This is a genomic window from Streptococcus vicugnae (assembly GCF_016461705.1).
GTDB classification, from domain to species: Bacteria; Bacillota; Bacilli; order Lactobacillales; family Streptococcaceae; genus Streptococcus; species Streptococcus vicugnae.
On the sequence record NZ_JAEMHW010000002.1, the window covers coordinates 176,850 to 200,800 of the forward strand.

The 23,951-nt window shown below is 36.2% G+C and carries 23 protein-coding genes; 21 read left to right on the forward strand and 2 right to left on the reverse strand.

The genetic code is table 11. From position 1 onward, the window contains the following. Positions 1-308 precede the first annotated feature (308 nt). Together JG537_RS04370 and dapA are read left to right on the forward strand one after the other, a co-directional pair. Positions 309-1,385 (forward strand): aspartate-semialdehyde dehydrogenase, encoded by a 1,077-nt coding sequence (locus JG537_RS04370; protein ID WP_199543937.1) that lies wholly within the window; start codon positions 309-311, stop codon positions 1,383-1,385. An 88-nt stretch (positions 1,386-1,473) separates the two neighbouring features. Continuing rightward, a complete protein-coding gene (dapA, locus tag JG537_RS04375; protein WP_074481771.1) occupies positions 1,474-2,409 on the forward strand; it encodes a 4-hydroxy-tetrahydrodipicolinate synthase in 936 nt (311 codons plus the stop codon). 48 nt (positions 2,410-2,457) lie between these two features. Here the strand turns inward: dapA and JG537_RS04380 are convergent, their stop codons facing one another. Continuing rightward, positions 2,458-3,732, reverse strand: a complete 1,275-nt coding sequence (locus JG537_RS04380; RefSeq protein ID WP_199543939.1) for an aminotransferase-like domain-containing protein — start codon at positions 3,730-3,732, stop codon at positions 2,458-2,460. Positions 3,733-3,870: 138 nt separating this feature from the next. Between JG537_RS04380 and JG537_RS04385 the strand changes: the two genes are divergently transcribed. The 4 genes from JG537_RS04385 (at position 3,871) to JG537_RS04400 (ending at position 7,662) form a co-directional block, all read left to right on the forward strand. Then, complete coding sequence (locus JG537_RS04385) at positions 3,871-4,731, forward strand: pyridoxamine kinase (RefSeq protein ID WP_132869634.1); 861 nt, start codon at positions 3,871-3,873, stop codon at positions 4,729-4,731. Continuing rightward, complete coding sequence (locus JG537_RS04390) at positions 4,728-5,285, forward strand: ECF transporter S component (protein WP_199543942.1); 558 nt, start codon at positions 4,728-4,730, stop codon at positions 5,283-5,285. The genes JG537_RS04385 and JG537_RS04390 overlap by 4 nt, the downstream gene beginning before the upstream one ends. A 317-nt stretch (positions 5,286-5,602) precedes the next feature. Next, positions 5,603-7,141, forward strand: a complete 1,539-nt coding sequence (locus JG537_RS04395; RefSeq protein ID WP_132869632.1) for an ABC-F family ATP-binding cassette domain-containing protein — start codon at positions 5,603-5,605, stop codon at positions 7,139-7,141. Positions 7,142-7,344: 203 nt separating this feature from the next. Next, the gene (locus JG537_RS04400) at positions 7,345-7,662 is read left to right on the forward strand and encodes a hypothetical protein (RefSeq protein ID WP_199543943.1); all 318 of its coding nucleotides are present in this window, start codon (positions 7,345-7,347) and stop codon (positions 7,660-7,662) included. Between the two features lie 219 nt (positions 7,663-7,881). Here the strand turns inward: JG537_RS04400 and JG537_RS04405 are convergent, their stop codons facing one another. After that, positions 7,882-8,286, reverse strand: coding sequence for a DUF4231 domain-containing protein (locus JG537_RS04405; RefSeq protein ID WP_132870059.1), 405 nt, complete (start codon positions 8,284-8,286; stop codon positions 7,882-7,884). A 208-nt stretch (positions 8,287-8,494) separates the two neighbouring features. On the opposite strand from JG537_RS04405, the gene ylqF reads away from it, so the two are divergent. The 15 genes from ylqF (at position 8,495) to JG537_RS04480 (ending at position 23,867) form a co-directional block, all read left to right on the forward strand. Continuing rightward, complete coding sequence (gene ylqF / locus JG537_RS04410; protein ID WP_199543945.1) at positions 8,495-9,349, forward strand: ribosome biogenesis GTPase YlqF; 855 nt, start codon at positions 8,495-8,497, stop codon at positions 9,347-9,349. After that, entirely contained in the window at positions 9,336-10,115 is a 780-nt protein-coding gene (locus JG537_RS04415; RefSeq protein WP_074481780.1) for a ribonuclease HII, read from the forward strand. The genes ylqF and JG537_RS04415 overlap by 14 nt, the downstream gene beginning before the upstream one ends. Beyond that, positions 10,116-10,673 carry a sugar O-acetyltransferase gene (locus JG537_RS04420; protein ID WP_199543946.1) on the forward strand — a complete coding sequence of 186 codons (558 nt, stop codon included), beginning with the start codon at positions 10,116-10,118 and terminating at the stop codon, positions 10,671-10,673. Between the two features lie 65 nt (positions 10,674-10,738). Next, positions 10,739-11,581 (forward strand): DNA-processing protein DprA, encoded by an 843-nt coding sequence (dprA, locus tag JG537_RS04425; RefSeq protein WP_199543949.1) that lies wholly within the window; start codon positions 10,739-10,741, stop codon positions 11,579-11,581. Between the two features lie 94 nt (positions 11,582-11,675). Then, positions 11,676-13,814 carry a type I DNA topoisomerase gene (gene topA, locus JG537_RS04430; RefSeq protein WP_199543951.1) on the forward strand — a complete coding sequence of 713 codons (2,139 nt, stop codon included), beginning with the start codon at positions 11,676-11,678 and terminating at the stop codon, positions 13,812-13,814. A gap of 143 nt (positions 13,815-13,957) precedes the next feature. Further along, complete coding sequence (locus tag JG537_RS04435) at positions 13,958-14,623, forward strand: SatD family protein (RefSeq protein ID WP_132869146.1); 666 nt, start codon at positions 13,958-13,960, stop codon at positions 14,621-14,623. Further along, the gene (locus JG537_RS04440) at positions 14,623-15,345 is read left to right on the forward strand and encodes a DUF3307 domain-containing protein (protein ID WP_199543953.1); all 723 of its coding nucleotides are present in this window, start codon (positions 14,623-14,625) and stop codon (positions 15,343-15,345) included. The genes JG537_RS04435 and JG537_RS04440 overlap by 1 nt, the downstream gene beginning before the upstream one ends. An 11-nt stretch (positions 15,346-15,356) precedes the next feature. After that, positions 15,357-15,839 (forward strand): hypothetical protein, encoded by a 483-nt coding sequence (locus JG537_RS04445; RefSeq protein WP_132869148.1) that lies wholly within the window; start codon positions 15,357-15,359, stop codon positions 15,837-15,839. A gap of 174 nt (positions 15,840-16,013) precedes the next feature. Beyond that, a complete protein-coding gene (gene trmFO, locus JG537_RS04450; RefSeq protein WP_132869149.1) occupies positions 16,014-17,351 on the forward strand; it encodes a methylenetetrahydrofolate--tRNA-(uracil(54)-C(5))-methyltransferase (FADH(2)-oxidizing) TrmFO in 1,338 nt (445 codons plus the stop codon). Positions 17,352-17,379: 28 nt separating this feature from the next. Then, positions 17,380-18,201, forward strand: coding sequence for a sugar phosphate isomerase/epimerase family protein (locus JG537_RS04455; protein ID WP_199543955.1), 822 nt, complete (start codon positions 17,380-17,382; stop codon positions 18,199-18,201). A 463-nt stretch (positions 18,202-18,664) separates the two neighbouring features. Continuing rightward, entirely contained in the window at positions 18,665-19,417 is a 753-nt protein-coding gene (locus tag JG537_RS04460; RefSeq protein ID WP_132869151.1) for an ABC transporter ATP-binding protein, read from the forward strand. Between the two features lies 1 nt (position 19,418). Continuing rightward, positions 19,419-21,395: an FtsX-like permease family protein gene (locus tag JG537_RS04465; RefSeq protein ID WP_199543956.1), complete on the forward strand. Its 1,977-nt coding sequence runs from the start codon at positions 19,419-19,421 to the stop codon at positions 21,393-21,395. A gap of 101 nt (positions 21,396-21,496) precedes the next feature. Beyond that, a complete protein-coding gene (locus JG537_RS04470) occupies positions 21,497-22,159 on the forward strand; it encodes a DNA-binding response regulator (protein ID WP_199543961.1) in 663 nt (220 codons plus the stop codon). Beyond that, on the forward strand, positions 22,156-23,103 hold the full coding sequence (locus JG537_RS04475) for a sensor histidine kinase (RefSeq protein WP_199543963.1): 948 nt from the start codon (positions 22,156-22,158) through the stop codon (positions 23,101-23,103). The genes JG537_RS04470 and JG537_RS04475 overlap by 4 nt, the downstream gene beginning before the upstream one ends. A gap of 83 nt (positions 23,104-23,186) precedes the next feature. Then, complete coding sequence (locus JG537_RS04480) at positions 23,187-23,867, forward strand: LexA family transcriptional regulator (protein ID WP_199543965.1); 681 nt, start codon at positions 23,187-23,189, stop codon at positions 23,865-23,867. The last annotated feature ends 84 nt before the right edge of the window (positions 23,868-23,951 follow it).

A 23,951-nucleotide genomic window follows, 5' to 3' on the forward strand; every position in this document is an offset into this window, starting at 1 on the left:
TAATCATTTACATGCGATGAGCCGAATTAACTCGATTTGAGAGTTTATTTGCGCAGGAGGAGGTCATTCTAGTTCGACTAGAAACGCAGGAGCGGACTTTGGCAATCTGTGTGAACCTTTTTGCCACATTCAGTTTTGAATGCCTCATTCCCTTACCATTTTAGTAGGGGATTTTTTTGTTTCCAAAATATTTTAAAATTAAATAAAATTCAGTCTTTTCTTTTATTCTAAAAAATTGTATAATGTAGCTACTATAAATTTTTAGAAAATTGAGAATAGTATACTATTTTCCAGGAAGAGGTATTGAAATGGGCTATACAGTCGCTGTCGTTGGTGCCACAGGTGCCGTTGGAACTCGCATGATTCAACAATTAGAACAATCAACACTCCCTATTGACAAAGTACGTCTTTTGTCATCTTCACGTTCTGCTGGGAAAGTATTGAAGTATAAGGGACAAGATGTTACTGTTGAATTGACAACTGAAGATTCATTTGAAGGCGTTGATATTGCTCTTTTCTCTGCAGGTGGTTCAGTTTCTGCAAAATTCGCACCATATGCTGTTAAAGCTGGAGCAGTTGTTGTTGATAACACATCTTATTTCCGTCAAAATCCTGATGTGCCACTTGTTGTACCTGAAGTCAATGCACACGCCTTAGACGCACACAATGGTATTATTGCTTGTCCAAACTGTTCAACTATCCAAATGATGGTTGCTTTGGAACCAGTTCGTCAAAAATGGGGCTTAAGCCGTATCATCGTATCAACATACCAAGCCGTATCAGGTGCAGGTCAATCAGCTATTAACGAAACACTTCGTGAAATCAAAGAAGTTGTTAATGATGGCGTTGAACCCAAAAATGTTCATGCTGATATTTTGCCATGTGGTGGTGATAAGAAACATTTCCCAATCGCATTTAACGCTCTAGCACAAATTGATGTTTTCACTGACAATGACTACACTTACGAAGAAATGAAAATGACAAACGAAACTAAGAAAATCATGGAAGAGCCTGAACTTCCAGTTTCTGCAACATGTGTTCGTGTGCCAGTTCTTTTCTCACACTCAGAATCAGTTTATATCGAAACAAAAGAAGTAGCCCCAATTGAAGAAGTGAAAGCAGCTATTGCAGCTTTCCCAGGTGCAGTTCTTGAAGACGATGTAGCTAACCAAGTTTACCCACAAGCAGCTAATGCTGTCGGCAAACGAGAAACATTCGTTGGACGTATCCGTAAAGATTTGGATGTTGAAAATGGTATTCATATGTGGGTTGTTTCAGACAACCTTCTTAAAGGTGCTGCTTGGAACTCAGTTCAAATCGCTGAAACCCTCCACGAACGTGGACTTGTACACCCAACAAAAGAGCTTAAATTCGAACTCAAATAATAACTCAAGCCAGTTTCTATTAGAAGCTGGTCTTTGAGCATATTTTATCAATTAGGTTTTACATTCTTAGACAAAGAGGGAGATTATTATGTCTATTGAAGATTTAAGAGATGTCAAAATCATCACCGCGATGATTACCCCATTTAACGCAGATGGCTCAATTAATTTTGATGCACTGCCAAAACTTGTTGAACACTTACTAGCACACCATACAGATGCGCTCTTGTTGGCAGGGACAACTGCTGAAAGTCCAACATTGACACACGATGAAGAATTGGAACTTTTTGCGGCTGTTCAAAAAATCGTCAAAGGTCGTGTACCTTTGATTGCCGGCGTTGGTACCAATGATACACGTGACTCAATCGAGTTTGCGCGTGAAGTAGCTGCCTTTGGTGGTTTTGCTGCGGGGCTTGCTATCGTTCCTTATTACAACAAACCATCTCAAGAAGGTATGTATCAACACTTCAAAGCCATTGCGGATGCCAGTGACCTTCCAATTATCATTTACAACATTCCAGGTCGTGTCGTTGTCGAAATGACTCCAGAAACAATGCTACGTTTAGCAGAACATCCAAATATTATCGGTGTTAAAGAATGCACAAGTCTTGCTAACATGGCATATCTTATTGAACACAAACCAGATAATTTCTTAATCTTTACTGGTGAAGACGGAGATGCTTTTCATGCTATGAACCTTGGTGCTGATGGGGTTATCTCAGTTGCTTCTCACGTTAACGGTGATGAAATGCATGAAATGTTGACAGCTATTGAAAATAGCGATATTAAAAAAGCAGCTGCTATTCAACGTCAGTTCATTCCGAAAGTTAATGCTTTGTTCTCATACCCAAGTCCAGCACCTGTTAAAGCTGTCTTGAATTATCTTGGCTTTGAAACAGGTCCTCTACGTCTTCCTTTGGTATGTTGCCCACCAGAAGACGCTAAACGTATTATCAATGTTGTTATTGATGGCGATGTGGAAGCTACTAAAGAAACCGTTACAGGTGTTTTACGCCCTGATTATTAATTGACTATTTGAGACAACTAAAAAACTCCAGAGATGGTCTCTGGAGTTTTATTTTGTATGTTGCTTAGCTATTAGCACTAATGTTTCCTGAAGATGTTTGTCATTAGGAAGTTTAATAAATTGCTTCTCGGCTGAAGAAAGATAATTAGTCTCTAAATAATTGATTTTATTGGTAAATTTGAGATCTCCTAGGTGCTGATTTTGTGGAAGTTCAAGCACCAATCCTTGAAGAGAAGTACTAAAATGCTCAATAGCAGGAAATTGCGCTAACATTACTTCGACTTTGTGTCCTTGTTTTTGAAAAACTTGCTTTAGATAGTTGAGATTCTTTTCAAACAATCCACTATCTAAATAAAGCGAAAGTGCCTTTTGCATAATAAGATTAGTATCATAATCAATCATCTTTTTGTGATCAAGAAAAGCTTGTGTTAAGGCAGATGGCAAAATAATGCTACCTAAGCGCAAAGCTGGGAAAATCGTCATCGAAAAGGATTTTAGGTAAATGACATGCTCAGAAGTGTCATAATAATGAAGGGGCAAATCTGTTGATTTTGCAAAATCTCCCATATAATCATCTTCGATAATATAAACATTGTATCGCTTAGCTAGCTCAACAATTTTTTGTTTCTCACTGGTTGAATAAGACAAGCCAAGAGGGTTAGAAAAACGTGAAATAGTGTAGAAGAACTTGATATTGCCTGTTTTAAACAAGTTTTCCAACTTCATTAGATTTATTCCGTCAAAATCACGCTCAATTGTGCGATAAGGCAAATTAAGCGAGCGAATCAAATCAATCATACGATGATATGTCGGTTGTTCCAAGAGAATGGTTTCCTTGTGATTTGGAAAGTGTACTTGAGAAAGGATGTACAGAGCCTGTTGTGTTCCAGATGTTACTAAAATATTTTCTTTTTTAGCGTAAATAGCACTTTTTTCAAGGTAAATCTGCAAAGAATGAATCAATTCTTGCAACCCTTCTTGTTGGTAGTAGTAGTTGAAGAGGTAATTTTCACGATTGACAAGCGTTTCTGTTAGACAAGTTGTAAAGTCCTCATAAGCCATATTATTGTAGTCAGATAAGCTGAGATTTAAGGGAGATTCTTTCTGATTTTTTCCTTCAAGAACGTAATACCCACTCTTTTCAACAGCATAAATATAATTTTTGAATTTTAATTCTAACAAAGCACGTTGAACCGTATCTTTACTACAGTGATAACTTTGGCTCAAACGACGAATCGATGGCAGTCGATCTCCCTTTTGCAATTGTCCATTTTCGATTTGACCGATAATCGATGTCATAATGTCTTGGTATTTACTTGTCATAATCTGTCCCCATACAGTTTCTTATGATACCTATTGTATAATAAATTGAATTTTCTTACAATATTTCTAAACTCTTAATTTAAACCCTTTTCTTCTTGATAAGATTGGGCTTTAAAGAAGATTAGAAAGTTGTTTATTATGAATCATCTTACACGATCTGTGATTGTTGCTAATGACATTGTTGGGGTTGGGAAAGTCGCCTTATCAAGTGCTTTACCTGTTTTATCAGCTTGCCAAATTGAAGTTATGCCGATGCCGACTGTTCTTTTGTCATCACACACTGGTGGTTTTGACAACATTAGCATCACAGATTTAACTCAGGCTAGCGAAGGCTTTATCAAACAGTGGGAGATGCTTGATTTTACTTGTCATGGAGTGATTACAGGCTATTTTAAAACTCAAAAGCAATTGCACTTGCTATCTAAATTTGCTGCTGAAAATCATCTACCACGTTTTGTGGACCCGATCATGGCTGATAACGGGCACTTGTATGCTGGTTATCAGGAAGATTTTGTCTTAGCCATGCGTGATTTTTGTACAAACGCAGATGTGATTACACCAAATATCACTGAAGCATGTCTTTTAGCTGACTGTCCTTATCTTGGTGAGTCATATAGCAAAGCAGATATTGAGCAGCTGTTTCGAGCACTAGTACCCCTTCATAATAAACACATTATTTTAACAGGGGTCTCTTTTGAAAATGACAAAATTGGTTTAGCTCATTTTGATTGTAATAGTGGGCGTATCTTTTATCATTTTTCAAAAAAATATCCTTATCATTTCTTCGGAACTGGTGACTTGTTAACGGCAGTTCTTGGTGCCGGCTACTTTCATGGATTAGCTTTAGATGATGTCACTAGCCTTGCCTTAGCTTTTATTGACAAATCTTTGCAAAGAACTTTGGCATTGAAACGCGATTTACGCTTTGGACTATCTTTTGAGCCTTTTTTAGCTGATTTAGCCCTACAAATGAAACAATTAATGGAGGAAAAAGCATGAAAAATCTTACCACACGTCAACTTGTTGAACTTAGTTTTTATTCAGCCTTGATTTTTATTAGTGTACAATTTTTACGTATCCCATTAGGCGCTCAATTTGTCCATTTTGGCAACGCTTTAGTAGTTGTGGCTGTTTTATTGTTTGGCTCAAAAATCGGCGCTCTAGTCGCCTCTATCGGCCTAGGATTGTTCGATGTGCTTAATGGATACGCAGCAGAAGTCTGGATTACTATTTTAGAATCTTTAATTGTATGTTTGGTACTTCATTTTGTTTTTGAAAAACTGTTGCATTCTGACACCAAAACACGTAACGTGATTATTGTTGGGATCGTAGCTGCCATTACAAAAATCATTAGTAACCTTGTTAAATATACTTTGATTAATAGTCTTGTGGGTGGTCTTCATCTGCAAGTTGCTTTTTGGACAGCTTTGATTAAAATTGGTGGCACATTTGGTTCTGCTCTCGTCACAATTATTTCAGTACCAATTCTTTACCCAATTTTGAAACAGTTCTTTACTCAAGAGCATGCCAATGCCAAAATAATTTCTGAATAAGTCACAGAGGCTGGGACAAAAATTCCCAACCTCTTAATTAGTGTCATAACGAAGTGATTAAGTAGGTTCTAATACGTTGATAAATCAAGTTTCTATGAAACTACTGATTTGCTTTCTAATTTTTATGCTCATGAATAAAGTCTCTACCGGAGACTTTATTTGTTCCACTCTCTTTTATTTTCCAAAGCAGTCAACGTTTACAAGCTATAAAGGCATTGCCTTAGCTCTTAAAGTCATGCTATAATTGAAAAGATTATTAAAAAAGCTGATTTGCGCAGCTATTTTCAAAAAAGAAATTGAATGAAAGATTATAACTAATGAGTATTTTAGAAGTTAAACATTTAAGCCACGGCTTTGGTGAACGTACAATTTTTGAAGATGTATCTTTCCGTCTTTTAAAAGGCGAACACATCGGACTTGTCGGTGCTAACGGCGAAGGAAAATCAACCTTCATGAGTATTGTTACTGGTCATTTGCAACCAGATGAAGGAAAAGTAGAATGGTCAAAATACGTGACTGCTGGCTACCTTGATCAACATACCGTTTTAGAAGCAGGTATGACGGTGCGTGATGTTTTGCGTACAGCTTTTGACGAGCTTTTCAAAACAGAAGAACGTATTAATGAAATTTACATGTCTATGGCTGATGAAGGAGCTGATATGGATGCTCTTATGGAAGAAGTAGGAGAATTGCAAGATCGTCTAGAATCACGTGATTTTTATACTTTGGATGCTAAAATCGATGAAGTTGCCCGTGCTCTTGGGGTTATGGATTTCGGGATGGAATCTGATGTAACGGAACTATCTGGTGGTCAACGTACTAAAGTACTTTTAGCAAAACTTTTGCTTGAAAAACCAGATATCTTACTTCTCGATGAACCTACTAACTACCTTGATGCAGAACACATTGAATGGTTGAAACGTTACCTTCAAAACTATGAAAATGCCTTTGTTTTGATTTCACACGATATCCCATTCCTAAATGATGTCATTAATATTGTTTATCACGTGGAAAATCATGATTTGGTTCGTTACACTGGTGACTATGATAACTTCCAAGCAGTTTATGCCATGAAAAAAGCACAGCTTGAAGCTGCTTACGAACGTCAACAAAAAGAAATTGCTGACTTGCAAGACTTTGTTAATCGTAATAAAGCGCGTGTTGCCACACGTAATATGGCTATGTCACGTCAGAAAAAATTGGACAAGATGGACCGCATTGAGTTGCAAGCTGAAAAACCAAAACCATCCTTTGAATTCAAAGAATCACGTACACCAAGTCGCTTTATCTTCCAAACACAAGACTTGGAAATTGGTTATGATCGTCCATTGACAAAACCACTTAATCTAACTTTTGAGCGCAATCAAAAAGTTGCTATCATCGGTGCTAATGGTATTGGTAAAACAACCCTTCTTAAGAGCTTGCTAGGAGTTATCCCACAAATCTCAGGAAGTGTTGAACGTGGTGATTATATTGAGCTTGGTTACTTTGAACAAGAAGTTGCTTCTGGTAACCGTCAAACACCACTTGAAGCTGTCTGGGACGCTTTCCCTGCCCTTAACCAAGCAGAAGTTCGCGCTGCCCTTGCTCGCTGTGGTTTGACATCAAAACATATCGAAAGTCAAATTCAAGTACTTTCTGGTGGGGAACAAGCAAAAGTTCGTTTTTGTCTATTGATGAACCGCGAAAACAACGTCCTTGTCCTTGACGAACCAACTAACCACTTAGATGTTGATGCTAAAGAAGAATTGAAACGTGCTCTTAAAGCCTACAAAGGAAGTATTCTTATGGTTTGTCACGAACCAGATTTCTACGAAGGCTGGACTGAAGTCTGGGATTTCAATGATCTTATGTAAAATAAAAAAGAGACTTAACAAGTCTCTTTTTTATAGCCAAAGTAATGCTATTAATTGAAAACTAACCAATTACGACGAAAAACGACTGTTTGCGACATAGTCGTTTTTTTGAACCTTTATCTGATAAAATAAATGTGTGAAATAAATTTTGGAGCATTTTAACTATTATTTTAAAAGGGAATATTTTAAAAAGGAGAAAAATAATGACAGTGATTTATAAGGGAAAAGTTGCTGATGTTTGGCAAGTCAGCAAAGATAATCGAAATAGTCCTGATTGGGTAAAAGAAGCTTTTGCAAAAAGATATTTTTGCTGGTTAGATAACCACCTTCGTGTTTTAACGGCTGGTTTAAAGCCATCAACAGTTAAAAACCTTAAAACAGGAGCGATTGGAAGCCTAGGTGGCGGATTTGTTGGCTACGGTATGTATGAATTGGCATACTTAGGCGATTATATCGATATTACCAATCGCCGTATTATTGCTCAAAAAACATTTGAAAAGGAATATCAGATTATTGATTAAAAGAGTCAATTCGTTTATAAGAAATCACCCTAAAACGACAGCAAAATTATGGCTAGGATACTGTGCTTTTTATTTAATCATGAGTTATGTTATGCTTGGTCAAAGTCACAAATGGTTTTATGTTTTATATTACCTAACGCTTACTAGTATTCCAATACTAATTTCACTACAAAAGAAAAAATAGACCCCATGTTTCTAAAAACATGGGGGTTCTTTTTATTAATCGCGATATTTTATAATAGCTTCACAACGTTCTACTAAAAGAGAAAGTCGACCATCATCAGAAGTTTCGTAAATACCTGCTCCAGTTTCAAAGGCAAATTTTTCTGAAGCAAGCGTTTTGGATGTTGCTTGATAAAGTTGCCATTTGGTTTTATGACTTGATAGTGCAATAAGTGCTTCAAGAATAAGTACAAGAGAAGAACTAATCACAGCAAGGAGTTTAAAACAAGGAATTGGCAAACTAGCCAAAATCGGGATTAACGCCAATGTAATAATTTGAATAACTTTAAAAACAATAAACCAAGCGCGATGAAAACGAGCTTTTTTGTCATAACTTTTAATTGCAGGTTCTAAACGTTCTGTTAAATAAGTTTTGATTGTCTTTTCTTTGTAATCGTCCATTTGAATCTCCTTAAATAAAGCCTTTTCTCATTTGATTTCATTGTATCGTCTTAAGAAAGGATAGTCAAGAAAGGAGCTGGCGAACGCTCATTTCGAAAACACTTTATGTTATAATGATATGTGGTATATTTTTCACTTTTTGTGGAAAACAAGAAATAATCAATACTAAAACATAGATTAGTTTAACAAGGAAAGGAATTATACACTTATGGCAACTATTCAGTGGTTCCCTGGTCACATGTCGAAAGCTCGTCGACAAGTTCAAGAAAATATCAAACACGTAGATTTTGTAACAATTCTGGTTGATGCACGTCTTCCATTATCTAGTCAAAATCCAATGCTAACAAAAATTGTTGGTGATAAACCCAAATTAATGATTTTAAACAAAACAGATTTGGCTGATAGTAACCGCACAAAAGAATGGCGCAATTATTTTGAAAATCAAGGCATTAAGACCCTTGCTGTTAACTCAAAAGAACAATCAACTGTCAAATTAGTCACTGATGCAGCTAAATCTTTAATGGCTGATAAGTTAGCTAAATTACGCGAACGTGGTATTCAAAAAGAAACCCTTCGTACTATGATTATCGGTATTCCAAATGCAGGTAAATCAACGCTCATGAACCGTTTAGCTGGTAAGAAAATTGCTGTTGTCGGTAATAAACCAGGTGTCACAAAAGGTCAACAATGGCTTAAATCAAACAAAGACTTGGAAATTCTTGACACACCAGGGATTCTTTGGCCAAAATTTGAAGATGAAGTTGTAGGCCTAAAACTCGCTCTTACAGGGGCAATTAAAGATCAATTATTGCCAATGGATGAAGTAACTATCTTTGGTTTGAATTTTTTCAAAGAACATTATCCAGAACGTTTAATCGAATGCTATAAAGGTATTGATTTGGAAGAAGAAGCGCCAGAAATCATTATGGCTATGACACAAAAACTTGGTTTCCGCGATGACTATGATCGTTTCTACAGCCTTTTTGTAAAAGATGTTCGTGAAGGCAAACTTGGTCGCTATACTTTGGACATTGTAGGAGAAGTAGAAGATGGCGACCGTTAAAGAAATCAAAGAAGCCTTAGCTGAGATTGATAGTCTTGACGATGCGCGCTGGAAAGCCTACGAGGAAGATAGCAGAGCAGGTGTTCAGAAGGCTATCATTCAGCGTAAAAAGGCTATTCAAGCTGATATCGATGAAAATTTACGTCTTGAAAAAATGCTGCGCTACGAAAAAGAACTTTATCAAGCTGGTTATGAAGCTATCGGAGGTATTGATGAAGTAGGACGTGGCCCATTAGCGGGTCCTGTCGTGACTGCCTGCGTTATTCTGCCTAAGAATTGTAAAATCAAGCATCTTAATGATTCCAAGAAAATTCCTAAAAAACATCACGAAGAAATTTATGAAGAAGTCCTTGCGCGTGCTTTAGGAGTTGGTATTGGTGTTATTGATAATAATGTTATCGACGATATCAATATTTACGAAGCCACAAAAGTTGGTATGTTACAAGCAATTGACCAGCTCAAAGGACAAATCACAAAACCAGATTATCTGCTAATCGATGCTATGCATCTCGATACTGATATTCCTCAAGAATCGCTTATTAAAGGCGATGCTAATTCTCTTTCAATTGCGGCTGCATCCATTGTCGCTAAAGTGACTCGTGACCGTATGATGACTGAATACGCAAAAGAATATCCAGGCTATGCCTTTGAGAAAAACGTTGGTTACGGAACTAAAGATCATCTCGAAGGTCTTAAAAAGCTTGGTGTTACACCTATTCACCGTAAATCTTTTGAACCAATTAAATCCATGTTAAAGGAGCAATAAATGACAAGCGAAAAAGAAAAAATGCTAGCTGGCCAGCTGTATGACGCTGGTGATAGTGAGCTACTTGCCATGCGTCTACATGCCCGTAAACAAATCACCCTTTTTAACAATGAAGAAGACCGCAATAAGCGTAAAGAGATTATCAAATCACTGTTTGGTGCGACAGGTGACAATCTTCTTATGGAACAACGATTTGTCTGCGATTACGGGTCAAATATCTACGTTGGCGAGAACTTTTTCGCTAATTATAACTGTACCATGTTAGATGTCTGCGAGATTAACATTGGAGACAACGCTATGATTGGTCCGAATTGTCAGTTTTTAACTCCTCTTCACCCACTAGATGCGAAAGAACGTATTTCTGGTTTGGAATACGGAGCACCAATAACTATTGGTGATAATGTATGGCTTGGTGGTGGTGTAACCATTTTACCAGGTGTCACTTTAGGTGATAATGTCGTGGTAGGAGCTGGATCAGTTGTTACTAAGTCATTCGGCGATAATGTCGTTATTGCTGGAAATCCAGCTAAAATCATTAAAACTATAGACAATAACTAAAATAACCTTACAAAGTCCTGTATTAACAGGACTTTTTTTCGAATAGAAAAGTAGTGAGGTGACTAATGAATAATTTTGAACTTTTTAAATTAAAACAAGCAGGACTTACTAATCGTAACATTCTTGCTATTTTGGATTATCAGAAGCAAGTAAATAAATCTCTTTCTTTGCGTGATATGGCTGTGGTTTCTAAGTGTAAGAACCCAATTCTCTTTATGGAAAAATATAAAGCTTTAGATAGCAAGGAGTTAAGAAAACTTTTTAATCAATACCCTAGTATCTCGATATTAGATGATGAATACCCTTTGGAATTAAAACATTGCTATAATCCACCTGTTTTACTTTTCTATCAAGGAAATATCGACTTACTCAGTCGACCGAAGATGGCAGTAGTAGGAGCGAGAACTAGTTCTCAAACTGGAACAAAATCTGTTCAAAAAATCATCAATGAACTTGGCAATCACTTTATTATTGTCAGTGGTTTAGCTAGAGGTATTGACACCAGTGCCCATATCTCAGCCTTAAAAAATGGCGGTGCAACAATAGCAGTAATCGGATGTGGTCTGGATGTTTATTATCCCAAGGAAAACAAGCAGTTGCAGGAGTATTTAGGAAAAAATCATCTGATTTTGAGCGAGTACACCGCAGGAGAAGCACCGCTGAAATACCATTTTCCAGAAAGAAACCGGATCATTGCAGGCTTATCACAAGGCGTCATCGTAGCAGAAGCAAAGCTACGCTCAGGCAGTCTCATTACTTGTGAACGAGCATTAGAAGAAGGGCGAGATGTTTTTGCCATTCCTGGTAATATCCTAGATGGAAAATCAGATGGTTGTCATCACTTAATCAAAGAGGGTGCAAAGTGCATCACATCAGGGCTAGACGTTCTTTCGGAATACCAAATGTAAACAAGTTTTTTCTATTGAATACAACTTTTTTATTGACAGTTCGCAAAAAGCGGGGTATCATGTTATAAGTTTATTACTGATAGGAAGTGAGCTTATGGCAACGACTACTACAAAAGCCCAAACAGCTGTTAAAAAGACAAGTAAAAAAACGACAAAGAAAAAAACAGCTGCCAAGAAAAACTTGGTTATTGTGGAATCACCAGCTAAAGCAAAAACCATTGAAAAGTATCTAGGACGCAACTACAAAGTTGTCGCTTCGGTTGGTCATATCCGTGATTTGAAAAAATCAAGCATGTCTATTGATTTTGAAAATAATTATGAACCGCAATATATTAATATTCGTGGTAAAGGTCCTCTGATTAACGATTTGAAAAAAGAGGCTAAAAAATCTAAAAAAGTTTATCTCGCAAGTGACCCGGACCGTGAGGGAGAAGCTATTTCATGGCATTTGGCACACATTTTGGGACTTGACGAAAATGATAAAAACCGTGTTGTTTTCAATGAAATTACTAAGGATGCTGTTAAAAATGCCTTCGTTGAACCACGTCAGATTGACATGGATTTGGTAGATGCGCAACAAGCTCGTCGTGTTCTTGACCGTATTGTTGGGTATTCTATCTCACCATTGCTTTGGAAAAAGGTTAAAAAAGGTCTTTCTGCAGGTCGTGTTCAGTCTGTTGCATTGAAACTCATTATCGACCGTGAAAATGAGATTAAAAACTTTAAACCTGAAGAATACTGGACAATTGATGGATTCTTCAAAAAAGGAACTAAGAAATTCCAAGCAGCCTTTTATGGCATTGATGGTAAAAAATTAAAACTCAACACTAACGAGGATGTCCAAGCAGTTCTTGCTCGACTTACAAGTGACGAGTTTAACGTAGCAAAAGTTGAAAAGAAAGAGCGTCGTCGTAACGCACCACTTCCATATACAACATCATCTCTTCAACAAGATGCTGCCAACAAAATTAACTTCCGTACACGTAAAACTATGATGGTTGCTCAACAGTTGTACGAAGGGATTAGTCTTGGTAAGAGTGGTACACAAGGTTTGATTACTTACATGCGTACTGACTCTACACGTATCAGCCCTGTTGCGCAAAATGATGCTGCAGGCTTTATTACAGAACGTTTCGGTGAAAATTACTCTAAACACGGTAGTCGTGTGAAAAACGCTTCAGGTGCTCAAGATGCCCACGAGGCTATTCGCCCATCAAACGTTAACCTAACACCAGAATCTATCGCAAAACACTTAGACAAAGACCAATTAAAACTCTACACATTGATTTGGAATCGATTTGTCGCAAGTCAAATGACAGCTGCGGTGTTTGATACCATGAAAGTTAACTTGGAGCAAAATGGCGTTCGCTTCACAGCTAACGGTAGTAAAGTAAAATTTGACGGTTACTTAGCTGTTTATAACGATTCTGATAAGAATAAAATGTTGCCAGATATGGCTGAGGGTGATGTTGTTAAGAAAGTTTCTACAAGTCCTGAACAACACTTTACTCAACCACCTGCACGTTATTCTGAAGCTACACTGATTAAAACCCTTGAAGAAAACGGGGTTGGTCGTCCATCAACTTACGCACCAACACTTGATGTCATCCAACGACGTTACTATGTTCGTTTAGTTTCAAAACGTTTTGAACCAACAGAACTTGGTGAAATCGTCAATAATTTGATTGTTGAATTCTTCCCTGATATTGTTGATGTCAAGTTTACTGCTGATATGGAAGGTAAACTTGACGAAGTCGAAGAAGGTAAAGAACAATGGCAAAAAGTCATCGATGCTTTCTACAAGCCATTTGAAAAAGAATTGGCAAAAGCAGAAACTGAGATTGAAAAAATTCAAATCAAAGATGAACCTGCCGGCTTTGATTGTGATGTTTGTGGACATCCAATGGTTATTAAACTTGGTCGCTACGGTAAATTCTATGCTTGTAGTAATTTCCCTGAATGTCATAATACCAAAGCCATTACTAAGGAAATTGGTGTAACCTGTCCAATTTGTGGTAAAGGCCAAGTTATTGAACGTAAAACAAAACGTAACCGTATTTTCTATGGTTGTGATCAATATCCTGAATGTGAATTTACATCATGGGATAAACCAGTCGGACGTTCTTGTCCAAAATGTGGTCAATTCCTTGTTGAGAAAAAAATTCGTGGCGGCGGTAAACAAGTCGTCTGCAGCAATGAAGAATGTGACTACGAAGAAGCAAAAGTTAAATAAATCTTTCAAACCTTGCAAATTTTCTTTGTGAGGTTTTTTAGGTCAGTTTTCATTGCCATTATAATAGACTTTTTAAATAATTTCCGTTATAACGGACTTTTTGAGTTAAGTCTGTTATAATAGACCTATAAGAGAGGTGGCCTATGAATTATTTTGCATTAATTGGTGATATCATTGATTCAAAAAAAATCGATAATCGTTACCAAGTTCAAAAAATATTAGAAACTTGCTTAAATGATTTGAATACAGAATTTAAAGAAGTATTGGTTTCAAAATTATCTATTACATTGGGAGATGAATTTCAAGGATTATTGACGCTTGATGCCCCTTTATTTCAAATTATTGACCGCATCAATCTCGCTATGCAACCTTATCAAGTTCGTTTTGGGATAGGACTAGGCAAAATTTTAACAGACATTAATCCTGAACAAAGTATTGGTGCTGATGGCCCAGCTTATTGGCACGCTAGAAAAGCCATTAATTATATTCATCAAAAAAATGATTATGGCAATACGCAAATTGCAGTTTCTTTTGATGATGAAAGTCAAGTTAACATTGTGAATGCCTTGATTGCTAGTAGCGAAGCCATCAAATCAGATTGGCGAGCAAGTCAAGAAATGATTTTAAAGGAACTGTTAACTCTTGGCATATATGATGAGCAGTTTGATCAGCAAATACTTGCCAAACGCTTAGAATTAACAACCAGCGCTTTGTCTAAACGGCTCAAAAGTAGCAACATCAAAGTCTACCTTCGCGCACGTAAAACGGCTTTAAAATGCCTTAAACATCATGGAGAGGAGTTAGCTTAATGCCTATTACTGGACTTTCTCACTATCTCATTCAAAATCCCATTTTGACACTTTTCTTAATCTGTCACTTTTTATCCGATTTTCATCTGCAAAGTCAAACAGTTGCGGATCGTAAAAATACGGAGAGCAAATATCTTCTGATTCACCTTTTAGGTGTTGCCTTTCCTTTGGCAGTAGTAACTCTCTTTTTACCAAGTTTGTGGAAGATTAGTTTAGTCATTTTAGTGACACATTCGATTATTGATTTTGGAAAATCTAATGTGGCTAACTGGCTTCGATTAAACCCTATGGTGACTTTTCTTCTTGATCAAATCCTTCATTTAGTGATTATTATTTTATTAACACGCCATCAAGTGGGGTTAGGTCTGATAACTAGCCAGTTTGCGGGGCAAGTTTTAAATATGATTTTATTTCTTGTCTTAATCACCAAACCAACGAATATCGTCTTTAAAATTTTCTTTCAAAAATACCAACCACACGATAATCAAAAAATGGATACCATTCCAGGGGCTGGGGCAACTATTGGACTATTAGAGCGTATTGTGATGAGTATTTGTATTATCTTTAATCAATTTGCCTCAATCGGTCTGGTTTTCACAGCAAAATCAATTGCACGTTATAACAAGATTTCAGAGAGCCCAACATTTGCAGAATATTATCTGATTGGTTCATTATTTAGTATCTTAAGTGTTCTATTAACTGCTTGGATTTGTATATTCTAGGGAGGATAATCATGCATTTTGGCTTTTCTTATGTTGGATTGATCTTTTTAGTACTGCTAACTGTACCAAATCTTATTTGGACACGACATAAACCAAAAGATTATGACCACTATCAGTGCCAAGAAAATAAGTACTTAACCCTACTTGAACGTATTGGAGAAGTGCTTGTTACCTGTCTAGTTCTCATCTTTTCTGACTTTAACTGGCATTCTTGGACAAATTGGAATTGGTGGCTAATAGCAGCAGCTCTTTGCATGCTTCTTTATGAAATCTTTTGGATTCGTTATTTTATGGGTCCAAAAAGAATGGCTGATTTTTACGCCCCTATTTTGAAAATACCAGTAGCCGGAGCAAGTTTGCCCGTTATTGCAGTTCTATGTCTAGCCATCTATGGTAAAAATCTATTTTTAGCCTTAGCAGCAATTATTTTAGAAATTGGTCATATCGGCATTCACTTACAGTATCAGAATATGATTAGAAAAGATAATCATTGATTGTTTACATAATTTTACTTACGTAAACAATCACAAGATTTTATTTGTATTTCCTAAAAATTATGTTATGATAATCAAGTATCAAAAATAGAAAGATTCAGATATGGGCAAATACCCATGTCTGGGAAATGACGCCAGATAGCTTTCTGTGCTCATTTTAGAGGTATTAGTATATTGTCTCAATCATCATACATTAACGTTATCGGAGCTGGTTTAGCAGGCTCTGAAGCTGCTTATCAGATTGCCAAACGTGGTATTCCTGTTAAGCTTTATGAAATGCGCGGTAAAAAAGCAACACCACAACATAAAACAGACAAATTTGCTGAACTTGTTTGTTCGAATTCACTACGTGGTGACAGTTTGACAAACGCGGTAGGTCTTCTTAAAGAAGAAATGCGCCGCTTAGATTCTGTGATTATGAAAGCTGCTGAAAGCACGCGCGTCCCTGCTGGTGGCGCTCTTGCAGTTGACCGTGACGGATTCTCACAAATGGTAACTGACGAAGTCACAAACCACCCACTTATCGAAGTCATTCGCGAAGAAATCACTGAAATCCCAGATGATGCTATTACAGTTATCGCTAGTGGACCACTTACTTCAGATGCTTTGGCTGCAAAAATCCACGAATTAAATGGTGGCGATGGTTTCTATTTCTACGATGCGGCAGCACCAATTGTCGATAAAAGTTCTATCGACATGGATAAAGTTTACCTAAAATCACGTTATGACAAAGGTGAAGCTGCCTACCTTAACTGCCCTATGACTAAAGAAGAATTTATGGCTTTCCACGAAGCGCTTGTCAACGCTGAAGAAGCACCATTAAATTCATTTGAAAAAGAAAAATACTTTGAAGGATGTATGCCTATCGAAGTTATGGCCAAACGAGGCATTAAAACAATGCTTTACGGCCCAATGAAACCAGTTGGTTTGGAATATCCAGATGACTACAAAGGCCCACGTGACGGTGAATTTAAGACACCTTATGCTGTAGTTCAATTGCGTCAAGACAATGCTGCTGGTAGCCTCTTTAACATTGTTGGTTTCCAAACACACCTTAAATGGGGAGAACAAAAACGTGTTTTCCGCATGATTCCAGGCCTCGAAAATGCTGAATTTGTCCGTTACGGCGTTATGCACCGTAACTCATACATGGATTCACCAAACCTTTTGACTGAAACATTTGCTACACGTCAAAATCCAAATCTTTTCTTCGCTGGTCAAATGACTGGTGTTGAAGGTTATGTTGAATCTGCTGCATCAGGTCTTGTAGCTGGTATCAATGCTGTGCGTCGTTTCAAGGGTGAAGAACCTGTTGTTTTCCCTCAAACAACAGCTATCGGTGCTTTACCACACTACATCACTCATGCTGAAAGCAAACATTTCCAACCAATGAACGTTAACTTTGGTATCGTTAAAGAACTCGAAGGACCACGTATCCGTGATAAAAAAGAACGTTACGAAAAAGTTGCTGAACGTGCTTTGAAAGACTTAGCAGAATACCTTAACGTTTAAACCTATTAATCAAAGAAGAGGTGACAAAATGTTTCCGATTCAATTAGGACTAAAAGCTAGCTGTGCCCCTGAACAAGTAGCTAGTCGCTTAAAATATCATCCTGATGTTTTTGAATTTTTTACAAGTGAAACTGATTTTACAACTGATGGCTTAAAACAGCTAGAAGAAGCTATCAAGAAAGTGAAATCAAGTGGTGTAAAGACTATCGTTCTTCATCACCCCATGAAATATCATGGCAAGCGATTAGAATTAGTCGCACACCCACAAAATAATGCTGAATTGGTTAACTTTATTGATTTTTCAACGCAAAAATTACTTGATTTAGCTAAAACTTATCACAGCAAAGTACTTGTCCACGGATCTTATGAATTAGAAGAAGCTGAATTACTAGAACCATTTGATTCTATTGAGGAAGCTCGAAAGTACCTTTTCACCCGTATGGATCACTTTTGCCATATCGGCAAAGACCATATCATGTTTGAAAATGGTATTTCAAAACTCTATTCATATGGAAATCCTGATTTTGATCACTTGCTTGCTGAAAAAGGTTATCCACTAGCTTACGATGTTTCACATGCTTTTATTTACCTTCACGGTGACAACAAAGCTCTGCAAAAATCTCTAAAAACATTAAAAGATAACATTGTTCATTACCATTTAGTAGATTCTCTGGGAGAAACCCATGATAGCCTGACACTTGGTCACGGAAAAATTGATTGGGATAAAGCTTTGCCACTCTTTAATGAAAAAGCAAGTAGCATCTACGAAATTAATTTGAAAGACTTGACTAATCCATTTGAACAGCTTGAAAGTCACGCTTACTTAAAACAAATTGCACAAGATTTGTAATATCATAACCTTAAAACGCAGAAGTATCGGCTTCTGTGTTTTTCTTACATTTTTGTAAGGTTTCATCCCTGAAATTGTAAGAAAAGAAGGGGTGATTTCCGATAAAATAAAGATATCAATAAGAAAGGAGTAGCGACATGAAAGAAGAACTCAAAAGACATGTAAATTTATGGAACAATTTTTTCATTTGGGTAGTGTTACTCCTTTTAGGTTCCATTGCTTATATCATCTGTTACGCTTTTCGCATAACGAAATAAAAGGAGGTGCTTAGCATGATTGCGCTGTATAGTCTGATAACCATTCTATTGATTATTGTAGTAGGAGTAGCGAGCTTAGCTTTTTGGTACTGGAACGGCAGGCGACCTCTAAAAAAGACCTGAAAGAAACTAAAAAAGTTTCGAAAACTAAAGACTAACTAAGCATTTCTTAAACCGAAAAGGTATAATGAAAAAAAGGAGAAATTATGTTACTGGAAATCAATCACCTCGAAAAGGTCTTTCGCACGCGTTTTTCAAAAGAAGTTACACGTGCTTTGCAAGATGTCGACTTTAAAGTAGACAAGAATGAGTTTATCGCCATCATGGGGGAATCAGGTTCAGGGAAAACAACATTGCTAAATATCCTAGCAACACTGGAAAAACCTACTAAAGGTTCCGTTATTCTAAATGGTGAAGAAGTCACGAAAATCAAAGAAAGCCAATTAGCTGAATTTCGTTTAAAAAATCTTGGCTTTGTCTTTCAAGATTTCAACTTGCTCGACACTTTGTCTGTTAAAGACAATATTTTCTTGCCATTAGTTCTTGGTCGAGTTCATCATCAAGAAATGGAAAAACGCATTGCAACACTTGCTCCAAAATTACACATTGAAGAGTTACTTAAAAAACGTCCTTTTGAATTATCTGGTGGTCAAAAACAACGTGTTGCCATTGCTCGTAGTTTAATTACTAATCCGCAGCTTCTTTTGGCTGATGAACCAACCGCAGCGCTTGACTATCGTAATTCAGAAGATATCTTAAATCTTTTTGAAGACATTAACAGCTATGGCCAAACAATACTTATGGTAACTCACTCAGCCAACGCCGCAAGCCATGCTAAACGTGTGCTTTTTATCAAAGATGGTCGTATTTTCCACCAAATTTACCGTGGTAACAAAACCAATCAAGAATTTAGTAAAGACATTTCACTTGCCATGACAGCCCTTTTAGGAGGTGAATAAGATGTTCTATGCTAAACTAGCTTGGTCAAATTTGAAAAAATCACTTGATATTTTCGGCCCATTTTTACTCGCCAGTGTAGTCCTTTTTATCCTTGACTGTTCAACCTTGTTAATTCTCTTTAGTCCAGTATCAGACGACATGCGTTACAGTAACACCGTATTAGGGCTGGCTATTGTTGTTTTGATGATTTTTACAGTCATCATGGAGATTTATAGTTATAATTTCTTGCTCAAGCAAAGAAGTAGGGAATTCGGTCTTTACAATATCCTTGGGATGAATAGACGTCAGGTCGGTTTGGTGTCAACAATTGAATTAGCTATTATGTTTGTAGGTGTTATCGTAATTGGCAGCATCTTATCAGCCATATTTTCACAATTGTTCTACCTAATTTTTGTCAATCTCTTACATTATGATAAGTTTATTTTGACATTATCACCACTTGCCTTTATGTTTGCTGCTTTTGCTTTTGCGGCTATCTTTGTATTGCTAGAAGTTATTAATCTGGTTATTATTCATCGTTCATCACCACTTGCTTTGTTTAAACGTCAAGAAAAAGGTGAAAAAGAACCTCGTGGAAATATAATTTTAGCTTTGCTAAGTATTATCAGCCTAGGTATTGGCTATTACATGTCTATTTCCTCTGCAAAAGTAGCTGCGCTCGTGGTTGTCTATCGTTTCTTCATTGCAGTAGTGCTTGTTATTATTGGGACTTACCTATTTTACGTCAGCTTTATGACATGGTATCTCAAACGCCGTCGTAAGAATAAAAACTATTTTTACCAACCAGAACACTTTGTCACAACTGCACAAATGATTTTCAGAATGAAGCAAAATGCCGTTGGTCTTGCCAATATCACTTTGCTTGCTACAATGACTTTTGTAACCATCGCAACAACAACTTCTTTATATGTTAGTGGTCAAAATCAAGCCAATATTCTATTTCCTAAAAATACACAAATAACCTTTTCTAATAATGGCTATGTCGAGAAGGATTCTAGAATAATCTCTGAGGATGAATTTAAAGAAGAATTCCAAAATCAAATCGTCGATAAACTAGATAAGCCAAGCAGTGATTACATAACTTATCAGTCAGCCATGTCTTCAGCTTCCCTTGCAAATGAAAAAGTAATGGCTATTAATGACGATTCAATCAAACATCCCGATGTCAATACGTTTGGTGCTCTTTATTTAACAACTCAAGACGCTATTCAAAAACTCGGAAATGATCTTCCGAAATTAAAAGACAATCAAATTGCTTTTTACAAACAAAAGGGAGACAGTCAACTTGAAACATTGACATTGTTTGATAAAAAATTTGAAAACGTCAAAAACTTTAAAAATCTCAAGTTTCCTGAACTAGGAAATACCTATAATCCGAGTGTTATTATTTTCAGTAATAATGCGGTTATGGAAGAAATGCTAGAGCTTTTCAAACAACATGATCTCATGTTTCAAAGTACTTTTTCAGCTTATGCTGATCTTTCAACTAAAGACATTTCAACAATCTCTGACGGATTAAAATCAGATAAAAACAGTGAAATCCAAAGTGATATTTACACTAAGAAAACCTTTATGAATGACATGTATGCTATTACTGGAGGTTTCTTGTTTACAGGATTCTTACTAGGACTCAGTTTCTTGCTTGGTGCAGCCTTAATCATTTACTACAAACAACGTACAGAAGGAATTGAAGATAAAAAATCTTATAAAATCCTGCAAGAAGTCGGAATGAGCAAAGAAGCAGTGAAACGAACAGTTAATTCACAAACATTACTTGTTTTCTTCATGCCACTTGGCGTTGCTATCTCACATTTTGTTTTCGCTTTAACTATGCTAAAACAAATGCTCTTACTCTTTGGAGTAGCTGGTTCAAGTATGGTTACTGTAAGTGGTATTACAATACTATGCTTGGTTATCATTTACTTCTTTATCTATAAACTAACAAGCCGAACTTATTATAAGCTCATCAATCGTTAGTTACTAAAAACTACTTTCTTTAATAAGACTAACTACAAATATTTTGATAAGAAACTCAGCTGAAAATGGTCGTAAAGACCATTTTTTGTTAGAATGAAGCTATGAAACAAGGAAAAATTTATATCGTAGAAGATGACAATACCATTGTAACCTTATTAAAACAGCATTTAAGCAAAGTTTATGATGTCTATAGCGTTAATAATTTTCGTGCGATTAAGCAAGAAATCGAAGAAATCAATCCAGATTTGATTTTAATGGATATCACTTTGCCTTATTTCAATGGTTTTTATTGGACAACAGAAATTCGTAAAACGATGACTTTACCAATCATCTTTATCTCATCCAGCGATGATGAAATGGATACTGTTATGGCACTTAATATGGGAGGAGACGATTTTATTTCTAAACCCTTCTCATTGACTATCTTAGATGCTAAGATATCAGCTTTTTTGCGTAGAGCCTATCAATTCACTTCCGATAATTATCAGCTCGATGAGTTTTCATTATCCCGTGAAGGAATTCTATCAAATGGCAGCAAGCAGATTAACCTTTCTCCAACAGAAAATAAAATCCTTAGTATTCTATTTGAACACCAAAATCAAGTTGTGCCAAAGGAAGACTTGTTAGAGAAATTGTGGGAAAATGAAAGTTTTATTGACCAAAACACCTTAAGTGTCAATATGACACGTTTGCGCAAAAAAGTACAACCATTAGGATTTGATCGCATTCATACCGTGAGAGGAGTCGGGTATCTTCTAAAATGATACGACAATTTTTTAAAGAATTTGGTGTTTGGTACCTTACCTACACCATTTTAACGACCTTATTTTTAACCACTTTTATTCTATTTCACTTGCCGGTTGCCTACTTTAAAGTCAGTTTTAGTGTCAACATCACCATTCTTATCTTTATCACGATTTGGCAATACTATAAATTTAAGCGTAAGCAATTAATTTTACAACAATTTATTTATGTAAAAGAGTTGAATGATTTTCACTTACCGTCTGAACAAGCTTTCAAAGCAATCATCTGGCAGCAAAAAGAGACTCATGCTAGTGAGCTCTTAAAACTTCAAACTCAGATGAAAAATATTCAAAACCTCATTAAAATGTGGTCACATCAGATGAAAGTTCCTCTATCAGCTTTATCATTGATGGCTCAGACTGACCAACTTGACCCAAAAGAAGTGGAACAGCAGTTAAATCGTCTACAAAATTATTTAGATACCTTGTTAAATTATCTTAAATTCAGCCAAAATAAAGACGATTTTCGATTTGAGAAACTATCTGTCAAAAATATCGCAACCTCAATCATCAAAAAATACCGTATTCCTTGTTTATTAAAACACCTCTCTGTTGAGGTGACAGGTGATTGGGAACTCAAGTCTGATAAAAAATGGGTGACCTTCGCACTGACACAAATAATTGACAATGCCATTAAGTATTCGAAAGATAACGGCAAAATCATCATCCGCATTTCTCAAGCTAGTATTGAAATATCAGATGATGGTATCGGCATACTTGAAGAAGATTTACCACGTATTTTTGAAGAAGGTTTCACAGGCTTCAACGGTCATGAACATCAAAAAGCCACAGGTCTTGGTCTTTACATGACAAAACAAGTTCTAGATAGTCTTAATCTAGATATCACGATTCAAAGCCAAATTGACCAAGGAACACAAGTTTTCATCACACCTAAAAAACGTTAAGCAAGACTATTTCGTCTTGCTTTTTTACTGAATATCTTTTATAATGTTGTTAGTTTATAAACTAACACAAAAAGGAGGAAGCTATGTTTTCTGGAGAAAAATTAAAAGCATTGCGTCAAGAAAATGGCTATTCTCAAGCTGATTTAGCCAAAAAGTTACAGATATCAAGAGCTTCGTACTTTAATTGGGAGAATGGTAAAACAAAACCAAATCAAAAAAATTTAGAACAATTAAGTCAGATTTTTAAAGTTGATGAAACGTATTTTCTTTCTGAGCATGATATTGTCAATACTTACCTACAATTGAATCCAGATAATCGCTTAAAATTAGAGAACTACGCAGAAAATCTCCTAAAAGAGCAAAAAATTGTTAAACCATTACCAAAACTTTACTCTTATAAGGTTTTTGAAAAGTTATCTGCAGGTACTGGTTACTCTTATTTTGGCGATGGCAATTACGATACAGTCTTTTATGATGAGCAGTTAGACCACGATTTTGCATCTTGGGTTTTCGGTGATTCAATGGAACCAACTTATCTAAATGGTGAAGTGGTACTTATTAAGCAAACTGGCTTTGATTATGATGGAGCCATTTACGCTGTTGATTGGGATGGACAAACTTACATCAAAAAAGTTTATCGAGAAGAAGATGGATTACGTTTAGTCTCTCTCAATAAACATTATGCTGACAAATTTGCACCTTATGATGAAAATCCAAGAATCATCGGAAAAATCGTTGGTAACTTCAAACCCTTAGAAATTTAAATATTACATAATAATATTTATGTAAATTAACTAATTTAATAACTTTTGAAATTTCTTTATATATAAAAATATGGACTATTAATT

Coding starts and splice junctions, on each gene's coding strand:
- ylqF (WP_199543945.1), top strand. CDS start 8,495: ATGGCAACTATTCAGTGGTTCCCTGGTCACATGTCGAAAGCTCGTCGA.
- JG537_RS04415 (WP_074481780.1), top strand. CDS start 9,336: ATGGCGACCGTTAAAGAAATCAAAGAAGCCTTAGCTGAGATTGATAGT.
- JG537_RS04445 (WP_132869148.1), top strand. CDS start 15,357: ATGCATTTTGGCTTTTCTTATGTTGGATTGATCTTTTTAGTACTGCTA.
- JG537_RS04465 (WP_199543956.1), top strand. CDS start 19,419: ATGTTCTATGCTAAACTAGCTTGGTCAAATTTGAAAAAATCACTTGAT.
- JG537_RS04395 (WP_132869632.1), top strand. CDS start 5,603: ATGAGTATTTTAGAAGTTAAACATTTAAGCCACGGCTTTGGTGAACGT.
- JG537_RS04440 (WP_199543953.1), top strand. CDS start 14,623: ATGCCTATTACTGGACTTTCTCACTATCTCATTCAAAATCCCATTTTG.
- JG537_RS04455 (WP_199543955.1), top strand. CDS start 17,380: ATGTTTCCGATTCAATTAGGACTAAAAGCTAGCTGTGCCCCTGAACAA.
- JG537_RS04435 (WP_132869146.1), top strand. CDS start 13,958: ATGAATTATTTTGCATTAATTGGTGATATCATTGATTCAAAAAAAATC.
- JG537_RS04405 (WP_132870059.1), bottom strand. CDS start 8,286: ATGGACGATTACAAAGAAAAGACAATCAAAACTTATTTAACAGAACGT.
- JG537_RS04400 (WP_199543943.1), top strand. CDS start 7,345: ATGACAGTGATTTATAAGGGAAAAGTTGCTGATGTTTGGCAAGTCAGC.
- JG537_RS04385 (WP_132869634.1), top strand. CDS start 3,871: ATGAATCATCTTACACGATCTGTGATTGTTGCTAATGACATTGTTGGG.
- dprA (WP_199543949.1), top strand. CDS start 10,739: ATGAATAATTTTGAACTTTTTAAATTAAAACAAGCAGGACTTACTAAT.
- JG537_RS04380 (WP_199543939.1), bottom strand. CDS start 3,732: ATGACAAGTAAATACCAAGACATTATGACATCGATTATCGGTCAAATC.
- JG537_RS04390 (WP_199543942.1), top strand. CDS start 4,728: ATGAAAAATCTTACCACACGTCAACTTGTTGAACTTAGTTTTTATTCA.
- JG537_RS04420 (WP_199543946.1), top strand. CDS start 10,116: ATGACAAGCGAAAAAGAAAAAATGCTAGCTGGCCAGCTGTATGACGCT.
- JG537_RS04480 (WP_199543965.1), top strand. CDS start 23,187: ATGTTTTCTGGAGAAAAATTAAAAGCATTGCGTCAAGAAAATGGCTAT.
- JG537_RS04460 (WP_132869151.1), top strand. CDS start 18,665: ATGTTACTGGAAATCAATCACCTCGAAAAGGTCTTTCGCACGCGTTTT.
- JG537_RS04370 (WP_199543937.1), top strand. CDS start 309: ATGGGCTATACAGTCGCTGTCGTTGGTGCCACAGGTGCCGTTGGAACT.
- dapA (WP_074481771.1), top strand. CDS start 1,474: ATGTCTATTGAAGATTTAAGAGATGTCAAAATCATCACCGCGATGATT.
- JG537_RS04475 (WP_199543963.1), top strand. CDS start 22,156: ATGATACGACAATTTTTTAAAGAATTTGGTGTTTGGTACCTTACCTAC.
- JG537_RS04470 (WP_199543961.1), top strand. CDS start 21,497: ATGAAACAAGGAAAAATTTATATCGTAGAAGATGACAATACCATTGTA.
- topA (WP_199543951.1), top strand. CDS start 11,676: ATGGCAACGACTACTACAAAAGCCCAAACAGCTGTTAAAAAGACAAGT.